Here is a 12,240-nt window from a genome sequence, read left to right on the forward strand (position 1 = left end):
TACCAGATGGAAAGATCGAAGAAAGAACTATTGGAAAAGACCTACCGGGAATTTATGAAGGTAGGATTAGAGTCCAATGAGCCCAATCTATTAGAGGGACTGGTAGATGAGAACGTCATGGGTTTTGGTACCGCAATGGATGAGAAAATCCTGGGCATTGAGGAGTTTAAAAAACTGCTGAATAATCAAAAAATCCAAAGTGAGAGTTTGGACATCATATGGAGGAATGAGCCGGTTCATCGATTTATTTCTGAAGATGAAAATTCCGCGGTCTTTGCAGAAAGTATTTATGCAACCATCAAAACCGGTGAAGAAGCGGTAGAAATGTATATGCGCTTTTCTACAGTATTGAATTATTCTGGTAAGCAATGGAAAGTAGTTCATTGGCATGGATCAAAGCCTGAGGAAGTAGTGAGTGAAAAGGATACCTGGGGGATTGACATTTGGAAACAAAAGACTGAAGAGCTAGAAAAACTCGTCAAAGAAAAAACCGCCGATTTACTGGAAAAAAACAGGGAATTAGAGATTGAAGCGGCTTTGGAGAGGATTCGGGCGCGGACTATGGCTATGCAGTCCAGTGACGAGCTAGCAGCTACTGCTTCCTTATTATTTCAAGAATTGCAGAGTCTTGGAATTGGTACCTACAGCTCTGGATTTACTATTTGGGACGAAGAACAAAAACATCTTATTTCTTGGATGTGCAATGCGGATGGATCCATGAACCCTCCATTCAGAATACTCATAGAGGAAAACGATTGGCACAAGCGCCAATTTGAATCTTGGAAAAAGGGGGAAAGCTTTTTAAAGAAAGACTTTTCAGGAAAAGAGATGCAGGACTATTTCAAGTATTTGCATTCCTTCCCAATGCTCAAAAAAGCATTTCAAAAATCAATGGATGCAGGATTTCCTTTGCCAGAAAGGCAAATCCACCATGTGGCAAATTTTGCTTCTGGCAATCTGTTATTTATTACACTAAAACCCCTATCAGGGGCCCAGGCTTTATTTCAACGATTCGCCAAGGTATTCGAACAAACTTATACTCGCTTTCTCGATCTTGAAAAAGCAGAGAACCAAGCACGTGAAGCACAAATAGAGACCTGTCTTGAGCGCGTGCGCTCTGCTTCTTTGGCTATGCATCAAACTGACGAGCTAGCAAATGTCGTGAGTGTACTTTTTTCACAATTTGCAGAGCTGAAACTCGAATTCTATCAAGTCTGGATAAATATTTTTATGCTGGAAGAAGGGGTTTCGAATTGTTGGTTTTCCCCAGTTGAAGAAGTCATAGACGAACCATATACTGCGATTGTCCCCTTAGCACCTTTTGAAGACTCATCCATCAAAAGCTGGAGAGGCGGTGAAAAATTTTCTTACCTGTCTTGGAAAGGCAAGAAGGAAGTTGACAAAATTATGGACGAGTTGAGCAAGATGACAGGCCATCCGAGCTTTAAGCAAATTCAGAAAAAGAAAAAAATGAATCGGATGGAGGTCATTGACTGCAATCATAAGTATGGCGTTGTAGCATTGGCTAAGAATAGCGATATCACCGAAGAAGACCACTCAATTCTCCTGCGATTTACCAAGGTTTTTGAACAAGCTTACATACGTTTTCTCGATCTTGAAAAAGCAGAATTCCAAGCACGTGAAGCCACAATTGAAGCAGCATTGGAGAAAGTCCGTTCAAGGTCACTTGCCATGCACAAAAGTGATGAATTGAATGAGGTAGTAGCTGTGCTCTTCCAAAAATTGAAAGATCTGGAAATACCATTCACGGCGGTTGGCATAGCGACCGTCATTGAAGATTCAAAAGACTTAAATTCATTTGTTTGTGGACAGAATGAAGAAGGTTTGGTCATTACAAATTACCGTCTTCCCTACTTTCAGAATCCTATACCTAAAGATTTTTACAATGCGCTGGAAAAGCAATTGGATTTTTTTGAAGGACATTATTCTAAAGAAGAAAAAGATGCTTTCTATCATCATCTGATTGAGCATACTGAGGAATTCAAGCAATTGCCGGAAGATATTCTGGAAATGATATTCAATAGCGAGACCTACTGCATTTCAACAATAGCGGTCAAAAATGCTGTGTTTAACATCAATGATTTTGAAGGGAAGTCCTTAGCTCAACATGAAATTGATGTCATCCAACGTTTTGCGAGGGTTTTTGAGCAAGCCTATACCCGATTCCTAGACCTCCAAAAGGCAGAAGCTCAGGCAAGGGAATCCGAAATTCAATTGGCCTTGGAAAGGGTGCGCGCCAGATCCATGGCTATGAAAAGCACGGATGAACTGCATGAGGTACTTAGTGTTTTATTCCGACAATTTGACCAGCTCGGAATTCATCCCATGAATGTATTTCTAAGTCTTTTTGACCGGGAAAACAGAACACTTACCTATAGGGCTTCCGGAAAGTCAAAACACAGACAACCTCAAAAGCAGGTTGTTCATGTAGATAGTATGGAAGAGTTAAAAGGGATTTATGATAAGTTTATCAATGACAAATCCGACTCAGTAGAAGTCATTTTTTATTCCAAGGAAGTCCTTCCTCAGGTTTTTGAAATATTCTCTGAAACCTTTGATGCGATGCCGGAGGATGAAAGAATGAAGCTAGAGTATTTTCCAGAAGGAGGCTATTCCATGGCAGGCTACACACCTTTTGGTTACTTGGGCTACGACCATCTACGACCTGCCACAAGCGAGGAAAAAGAAATCCTTTCACGCTTTTGTAAAGAGTTCACAAGAGTCTACCAACGCTTTTTGGACATTCAGAAGGCAGAAGCACAAGCCCGAGAATCACAAATTCAATTGTCCCTCGAGCGGGTTCGTGCCCGCTCCATGGCCATGCACAACTCCAATGAATTGGCGGATGTATGCCAGGTCCTTTTTGAGGAAATAAGCAAATTGACCAAGACTCCGGATCGATTTAATCTCGTGATGCCTCAGGAAGGCGGTGAGTTTTTGGAGGTTTGGCTGACAGATCAGGAAGGGCATAAAGTCAGTAGAAAATTCTTGATGTCTGCTGAGAAATCTGAAATCATCAAAGACATTTTCAAAGCCTTTAAGAAAAAGGAACCTGTCTTGATTTTTGATTTAAAAGGTAAGAAACTCAAAGACTGGATATCCTACAGTAGCAAGGTGCTCGGGATTCCTTTTAAAAAGGGGCAACAGTTGAAAGAAAGGTTCATTACTTCTACCCTGTTTGAGTACGGCTATCTGGGCACTACCGATCACACCGCTCCAAGTCAGGAGCTTATAGAATTAATTCAACGATTTGCCCTGGTATTCGAACAAGCCTTCAGACGATTTCTGGATCTGGAACGTGCCGAAAAGCAAGCCCGAGAGGCTCAAATTGAAGTAGCACTGGAACGGATTCGTGCGAGATCAATGGCCATGCATACCTCGGAAGAACTGAATGAAGTTCTGAGCGTCATGTTTAAGCAAATTGAAGAGCTGGGCATCGACGCCAAATGTGCCCATCTCACCCTGATGGATCTTGAAAGTAACGCATTCAGCTTTAGGATTACCGGTAAAAATGGGGCATCCAATATCGGTGAACAAATCATTGATTTGGATGCCATGCCTACTTGGAAGGAAACCGTAACTAATTGGAAAAAGCAAAAACCACATAGTCACCAATGCTTGGTATATCCACCTGAAGTATTACCGGATTTATTTCAAATTATCAATGAATCTCTTCAATCCCTCACACCGAAAGAAAGAATAACATTTGAAGATTATCCTGAAGGAATTTTCGACTGCGAAGGGCACAACAAGTTTGGTTATATAGGATTTAATAATTCCCGTCCTCCAACAGATGAGGAAATCGCAATTGTCATTCGATTTGCCCGGGAATTTGAACGCGTTTACCAGCGATTCCTTGATATTAAAAAGGCCGAGGCACAGGCAAGAGAAGCTCAAATTGAAGCTGCCTTGGAAAAGGTTCGGAGTAGATCTTTGGGAATGCAAAGCTCGAATGAGCTGCAAGAAGTGGTACAAATAGTTGCCGAAAAGATCCAGGAATTAGGTGTAATCGTGGACCCTGTGGGTGTGCTCATCTGCACCTACCCGGAGGGTACCAAAGACGTGATTCACTGGACATATACCCCTGCTGACCAGGAGCGTTCAAAGCCTTACTTTATGCCCTATTTTGAGCACCCTATCTGGGATGAGGCTTGGGAATCCAAAAACCGTGGTGATGCTTATTTTTCAAAAACCTACCCGAAGGGCGTCAAAAACAAGTTCCTGCGAACCATTTTCTCTAGAAGTGATTCCGATTATGCCAAATTACCCGAGGAATACAAACAGTGGCAATTGGAAAGCCCGATTTACCACCTTTCTTATGCCTGGGCCAAAAACTCCGCGATTGTAGTACCCAATAACGAAGGGCTTGAACCCGATGAAGAACAAATAAGAATTTTGATTCGATTTGCCCGGGTATTTGAGCAGAGTTATGTGCGGTTCCTTGATCTACAAAAAGCTGAGGCCCAAGCCAGGGAAGCGCAAATAGAAGCATCCTTGGAGCGGATTCGTGCCCGTGCAATGGCCATGCATCATCCGGATGAATTGTCTGAAGTTTTAGCCTTGATGTTTGATCAATTAAGCCACATGGGAGTCGATGCACATTGGACCCATTTGACACTGATCAACTTAGAAAATAACACATTTATCTATCGAATGACGAGCAAGGATGGTAAGCCTGTGCATGCCGAACAGGTGGTTCAACTCGATGCGATGGATACATGGTCTCATACTGTGGAAACTTTTAAATCTCAAAACCCTGAAACAATCACTCATATCTACTTTTCACCAGATGTGCTGCCAAGAGTTTGGGAATTGTTTGACGGAATTTTCTCATCCCTACCTGAGGAGTCAAAGATCAACCCGAATGACTTTCCGAATGGGATTCACACAACTGAGGCAAATTGCAAATTTGGATACTTGGGAATCAATCAATCCCGAGAAGCAACAAAAGAAGAGAAAAAAATATTAGGCAGGTTTGGCAGTGAGTTTGGCCGTTTATACCAACGCTATCTGGATATTGAAAAAGCACAAAAGCAAGCCCGTGAGGCTCAAATCGAAGCATCCCTGGAGCGTGTAAGGGCGAGAGCCATGGCCATGCACCAAACTGATGAGTTAACTGATGTGCTCTGCGTTCTATTTGATCAATTCGACTTACTAGGAATCAATCCGGTATTGACTCATTTGACTTTATTTGATGAAGCGAATGAAACCTTTAGCATCAGGCTGACGACCACCGCTGACAATGGCGTAGTGGCAGAACAGCTAATCGATATTCATGCCATTGAGGCTTGGAAGCAAGCCTTTGCCCAATGGAAAAGCTGTGAGCCCAATTCGGTAAATACCATTGATTATGCTCCAGAAGACCTCCCTTACCTATGGGAATTACTATCTGAAGTGATGAGTGCTTTGCCAGAGGGTCACAAAATAAACCCTGAAGACTTCCCAAATGGACTTTTTACCACTCAGGGTCATTTCCAATTTGGCTATCTGGGTTTCAACCACTCCCGCAAAGCCACTGAGGAGGAAAAAAATATAGTCAGTCGCTTTGCCAGAGAATTTGGTCGAACTTATCAGCGCTTTTTGGATTTGGAAAAAGCTGAAGCACAAGCAAAAGAAGCTCAAATTGAGGCGGCTTTGGAGAAAGTAAGAAGCAGGTCCATGGGTATGCAAAACACCATGGAAATGCAATTGGTAGCCAATGAAATACGGGAGCAGTTGCTGGCCTTGGGAGTTCCATTGGATGCCATGGCCATGAGTGGGGTAATTGATAACGACTCGGATTACGATGTCTGGGTAGGAGGAGCTATTTCAGAAAAGCCCCTTCGAATCACCCACAGTAGTGGTACCCAAGTCCAACGTGAATACAATGAAGTGATTAAAGAGCGACCAGAACTCTTTATGAAAACCTATTCAGGTAAAATCATGAAAGAGTATTATCAACAATTGTTGGACACCAATTCTTTCAATCCGGAAATAGAGAAATTCATGAAGGAAAGTTCTGCTTTTACGACGACTTTAACTTTCATGAAAAACTCAGGATTACAAATCCTCCGGTATACTGATGAGCCCTTTTCTGATAGTGATAATCAAATTGTCGTCCGTTTCGGCAAAGTATTCGAGCAAGCCTATATAAGGTTTCTGGATTTGCAGAAAGCAGAAGCCCAGGCTAGAGAAGCCCGAATTGAGGCAGCCTTGGAGAAAATCAGGTCTAGGACCATGGGCATGCAAAGCAGTGCTGAATTACCTGAAGTAGCCAATTTGCTTTTTTTGGAAGTTCAGGCATTAGGTATTCCCGCTTGGAGCTGTGGATATAATATTCTGGCTGAGGATAAAAAAACAGCTACCTGCTGCATGAGTAGTGAGGGCACCCTTCAAACCCCATTTCAGCTTCGCCTTTATGGTGAGGCCTCTTTCGATGAAATGGGTGAATTCATTCGGAGTGACAATACGATGTTAGTTCAGGAGCTTGGAGGTAAAGCCTTGGAGGAGCACTATACATACATGAAATCCTTCCCTGACCTAAAGCCCACTTTTGACGAAATTGAAAGGCTTGGGCTTTCGCTCCCCACCTATCAGATCAATCACTTGTGTAAATTCAACCAAGGGTTTATTCTATTCATCACCTATGAAAAGGTGCCCGATTCACAGGATATTTTCAAAAGGTTTACCAAGGTTTTTGATCAGACATATACCCGATTTCTGGATCTTAAAAAAGCGGAGAAACAAGCTCAGGAGTCCAGAATTGAAGCCGCTCTTGAACGGATACGGTCTAGAGCTATGGCCATGCAAACGTCCGATGAGTTAAAAGAAGTAGCTCTGGAGCTGCGTACACAAATGGGGATGCTAGGCCAGAAAAATCTCGAGGTGTGTGCCATTCATCTGTATGACCTGCATCCAAACCATTTTGAGTCCTGGGGGGCTATGCATCCGCAAGGCAAAGAGAATGAAATTCTGCAATCCATGGCTATTTTTCCAAAATCCGGGAGCCTGATCATTGAAGAAATGATGGACTATTATGCATCGGATCAGTCGGATTATGTTCTGGTCAATGAAGGTAAAAAATATAAGCAGTGGTTTGAACTGATGAAAGAGCATGCTCCTGAGATATACTGGCACCTTTCAAAAGCCAAGGCTGATACTTCAGGAGACAAATTGAAAGCCTATTGGGCCATGTCGGAGTTTTCAGGCGGAGCGTTGATTATGGTCACCTATTCTTATCCCGATGAGGATTCCAGAAACCTTTTGCGCAGAACAGCGAACGTTTTCGGCCTAGCCTACAAACGGTTCAGAGATCTCAAGAGAGCTGAGGAACAGGCCCGGGAGGCGCAAATTGAAGCTGCATTGGAGCGAATCCGATCCCATTCCATGGGTATGCAAAGCGCTGCAGATTTTGGGGTGGTGACTACTGAGATGTTTGACCAACTCAGGAATTTTGGGGAAGATTTATTCGCGGCAGGGATAGTCTTTTGCGATAAGCATGAAGGCCATGTAGAGCAATGGCACAGTATTCCGGGCGGAGGTATGCTCAGTCCATTTATTGTCCCCATTGATTTGGATTATATTCATCAATATCGATACGATCAATGGAAGGCGGGAAAAGAGTTGTTCTCTGTAGAAATTCCCGGTGATTTTATTGAGCAACACTTCAAGGATATTTTTGATCTTCCTTCCGCTCAAGTGGCTATAAAAGATCTTGAATCAAGAAATGCTCCCATGCCAGCAGCCCCGCCTTGGGAAATTGATTACGGAGCATCCTTTAAAAACGGCTATATCCTAATTTCCTCACTCAAGTATCTGGAAACTACTGATATACTCCCTCGTTTTGCAAAGGTTTTTGAACAAGCCTATACCAGATTTCTCGATCTCCAAAAGGCTGAAGAGCAAGCAAGAAATGCTCAGATAGAAGCGTCTATGGAGCGGGTCAGAGCAAGAGCGATGTCAATGCAGAAACCGGATGAATTGGTGGATGTGGCAACCCTTCTCAGAAAAGAAATGGGGCTCCTGGGAGTTGAGGAATTGGAGACCAGCTCCATCTACATCCACCATGCAGATGAAAGAACTACAGAATGCTGGTATGCGATTCAGGATGATAAAAAATTGATTTCCGACTACATGACTATCCTCTTGGAGGATACATGGGTAGGAAGAGAAATGCTCTCATTTTACAATTCAGATTCTTCCAAAACCTCCATAAAGATGCAGGGCCAGCACCGTACGGAATGGATATCCTATTGTGCAGAAAAGTCACATCATTTCAGTATTCAGGAGTTTTATGGAGACCAAATTCCGGAGCGAACCTACCATCTCTACAAATTCAGTCAGGGATTTATGGGAGCCGCATCACCTGGCGAAATTTCAGACGAAAGTTGGAAGCTTTTGAAAAGGGCTGCCAGCGTTTTCTCTTTGGCCTACACCCGATTCAGTGATTTAAAACAAGCGGAAGCCCAAGCGCGGGAGGCTCAAATAGAGGCAGCCTTGGAGCGGGTTAGATCCAGAACCATGGGAATGCAGCGATCTGAAGAATTATCCGAAACAGCCTCAGTACTTTTTGAACAGCTACAAAATTTGGGAGTAACCCATGAGCGAATCAACATCGGGATTATTAATGAGAAAAACCAAACGATTGACTTCTGGATAACTGCTCAAGGCGGTAATAAACTGGACAGTAGATACTCAGGTAGAATCACAGAAGAAACCACGCTTTCCAAAGCCTATCAGGCTTGGAAAAAAGGAAAAAAATCCTTGGTAATAGACCTTCAGGGGGAAGAACTAGATCAATGGCTTCAATTTATGAAGGAGGAGATCAAAATCCCATTCAATAAAAAATACCAGCACAATCGACGGGTACAGACTGTAGGATTCTTTTCCAAAGGTATGTTGGTAGTCACCAGTCCCGAGCCATTACATGAAGAGGCGCTCTACCTACTTGAAAAATTTGCTGGTGTTTTTGATCTGACCTATACCCGATTTACAGATTTAAAAATCGCAGAGGCGAATGCAGTTCAGGCAGAAAAGGATTTGGAAGCAATCAAACTGGCAAAATCCAAGGCAGAATCGGCTTTGAAAGAGCTGAAAGCTGCCCAGGAGCAACTGATTCAGCAGGAGAAGCTGGCGAGCCTGGGACAGCTGACGGCCGGCATTGCCCATGAGATCAAGAATCCATTGAACTTCGTCAACAACTTTTCAGAATTGAGCAAAGAGCTGATAGAAGAGGTTTTTGATGAACTAGCAAAGTTAGAATCATCAGATATCAAAGAGGATATCATTGACATCTTAACGGATGTCAAAAGCAATCTCACCAAAGTACATGAGCACGGAAGTCGGGCGGATGGTATAGTCAAATCCATGCTGCAACACAGTCGGGGCGGTGCAGGAAAAGCCACTTCCATCGGGATAAATGAGCTGGTTAGAGAATTTAGCAATCTGGCATTTCATGGAATGAGGGCAGGAAAAAATCCTATCAACGTAAATCTGAATTTTGACTTGGATGAAAATGCCGGAGAAGTAACCCTTGTCATGGAGGATTTTTCAAGAGTCATCTTGAATATTGCCAATAACGCCTTTGATGCAATGCGCGATAAACTGAATTCCTCAAACAACAGGGAATATCTTCCTAGCCTGGATATCAAAACTAAGCGGCAGAAAAATCAGGTATTGATCAGTATTCAAGACAATGGCCCCGGTATTCCAGATGATATCAAAGACAAAATCCTCCAGCCCTTTTTCACTACCAAAAAAGGAACTGAGGGAACTGGTCTTGGGCTGAGTATTACGCATGATATTGTAAAGGCCCATGGGGGGGAACTGGAAATAGAAACAGCTCTCAACAAAGGGACAAATTTCATGATCAAACTAAAAAAATGAGAGCAAGATCTATTTACGGAAAATCACCTATGGAAATCCAAATAGCATTAAAAGAAGCTATAGGTGATGGTTTTATACCAACCTTGGCCATTGTCTTTATCTCCATTAAGCAAGATCGAAAAGCGGTCAGGGAAATCCTCGCAGCACAGAGTATTGACGTTTTTGGGGCAACGTCCTGCGGGGAGTTTGTTGATGGTCACCAAAGCAAGGGTGAAATAGCCATCCTATTGATGGACTTATCACGGGATTTATACGCTATTGTGTTTGAAGATATGGGAGCGCAAAGTATTCAGGCTGCAGCTAAAAAAGTCGCAAGTTCCGCCCTTTCGAATTTTTCCAATCCGACCCTGATCGTTTGTAGTACCGGCGTCACCCCTGACTCTGAAATGTTTGACGGAATGTCCCTTGTTCATGAACTCTCGGAATCTATAGGAAGGGACAGAATCTTTTTTGGTGGTATGGCCGGAGATGATTTTACATTAACAGGAACGTCTGTGTTTACCCAAAATGAGGAAACCAATCATGGCCTTGTCGCTTTGGTCTTTAATGCTGATAAAGTCTCTTTGAATGGTATGGCCATAACAGGCTGGAAAAAATTGGGGATTTCAAGGAAAGTGACCCACAGCAAGGGCAAACTTTTATATTCCATTGACGGAAAACCCGCAGTGGAAATGTACCTAAAGTACTTGGGCAAAGGCGAAGAGGGTGAAGATCAAGAATTCGATCTTTTAAACGAGCTTTCATTCGAATATCCATTCATCACAGAGCGGGAAAACAGTCAAGAAATATTAATCAAGTCACCCATGAATATTGATCACGAAGAAAATGCACTGGTCATGGACATGGAGATGATGGAGGGAGAGACTTTTTGGTTTTCGGTCCCTCCTGATTTTGATATTGTTGAGGAAATCATCAATGAAGCAAAGGAGGTCAAAAACACTGTAGGTGAAGATTCAGATGCCTTGCTGGTATTTTCTTGTGCAGGCAGAGAACCGGCACTTGGCCCATTGGTAACCATGGAGAACGAAGGACTTGCAGAGGTATGGAAAAGCCCTATGGCAGGATTTTTTACCTATGGGGAATTTGGAAGGGCCAAAAACGGACAGCAGCATGTTCATTCGACCGCCTGCTGTTGGGTGGCATTAAAAGAGAAATGATTTAGTCATAAAATATTGAAAATATGAAAGCAAAATCAATAACCGGAACCACACCCTCAGACATAAAAAAGGCATTGGATGAAAGTATAGGTGACGGCAATCAAGCTAATGGACAAGATTTCAGGCCAACCCTTGCCATTATCCTTGTAAGCAACATGGAAGATGCCGAACCGATCCAGTCTATTTTTAGGAATCAAGGAATTGAAATCTTCGGGGTAACCGCTCCCCACAACTTTAATGAAAAGGGAATTAGGGAGGGTCATATTATTGTCATGCTTCTGGATATAAAACCAGACCACTTTAAAATAGTATTGAACGATTACGAAGGGTCTTCTCCTTTCCAAGCTGGATATAATGCAGGCCTAACCGGAAAAAATACTTTTGAGAATCCGAGCTTTATCATTTCCCCCTTGGATTTCAGAGTCTCCAACGACGAACTAATCAGAGGATTGACAGATGCAGCAGGCCATGAAACCATGATTGCAGGTGGCGTTTGTGGTGATCCGGCTGATTTTTCGGGGGTTATTTTTACCAATAATGCATCAAGTAAAGGAGGATTGCTAGCTCTTATTCTTGATCAGGACAAGGTGGAGATTAGCGGTCTGGCAGTTTCAGGTTGGAAGCCGGTAGGTACTACGAAAAAAATCACGAAATGTGAAGACTCATGGGCTTTAACCATTGACAATGAACCGGCGATGCATGTCATTCAAAGATTCTTAGGGAACGATATAGTAAGGGATAATTCAGAAGGAAGTGGATTTGTTCCGACTGATCTTGGCTATCCATTACAATTTCAGAGAGCTTCGGGAAATGCCATTATGAAGCCTGCGCTATTTTTTAATCCTGCTGACCAATCCGTCATGATAGCCGGTGGCGCAAAAGAAGGAGACCATTTCCGTTTTTCCCTACCACCAGATTTTGATGTGATTGACAAAGTGGTAGAGACTACCAGAATTTGTAAAGAAAAAGAGATGCCGGATGCCGATGTGTTGATGGTCTTTTCATGTGTGGGAAGGTTAGGGACTTTCGGTCCTTTGATCTCCACAGAAATAGAAGGGCTTGCATCCACCTGGGGCAAACCAATGGTAGGCTTTTTCTCCTTGGGTGAATTTGGAAAACTGGATGAAGGCCAATGTGAATTTCAAGGAACAACTGTAAGCTGGGTAGCCTTAAAAGAGAAATAAATTTCTGTCAAACA

The 12,240-nt window shown here is 42.9% G+C and carries 3 protein-coding genes; all 3 read left to right on the forward strand.

The window, feature by feature from the left end:
• Window positions 1-6: 6 nt before the first annotated feature.
• From B2906_RS00775 to B2906_RS00785, 3 genes are read left to right on the forward strand one after another with little or no spacing between them, the layout of a single operon-like run.
• Window positions 7-9,885 carry an ATP-binding protein gene (locus B2906_RS00775; RefSeq protein WP_286935265.1) on the forward strand — a complete coding sequence of 3,293 codons (9,879 nt, stop codon included), beginning with the start codon at window positions 7-9 and terminating at the stop codon, window positions 9,883-9,885.
• On the forward strand, window positions 9,882-11,042 hold the full coding sequence (locus tag B2906_RS00780) for an FIST signal transduction protein (protein ID WP_144607415.1): 1,161 nt from the start codon (window positions 9,882-9,884) through the stop codon (window positions 11,040-11,042). The genes B2906_RS00775 and B2906_RS00780 overlap by 4 nt, the downstream gene beginning before the upstream one ends.
• 23 nt (window positions 11,043-11,065) lie before the next feature.
• A complete protein-coding gene (locus tag B2906_RS00785) occupies window positions 11,066-12,226 on the forward strand; it encodes an FIST N-terminal domain-containing protein (RefSeq protein ID WP_144607416.1) in 1,161 nt (386 codons plus the stop codon).
• The last annotated feature ends 14 nt before the right edge of the window (window positions 12,227-12,240 follow it).

Source organism: Algoriphagus sp. UBA3586 (assembly GCF_002376385.1).
GTDB lineage: Bacteria > Bacteroidota > Bacteroidia > Cytophagales > Cyclobacteriaceae > Algoriphagus > Algoriphagus ornithinivorans.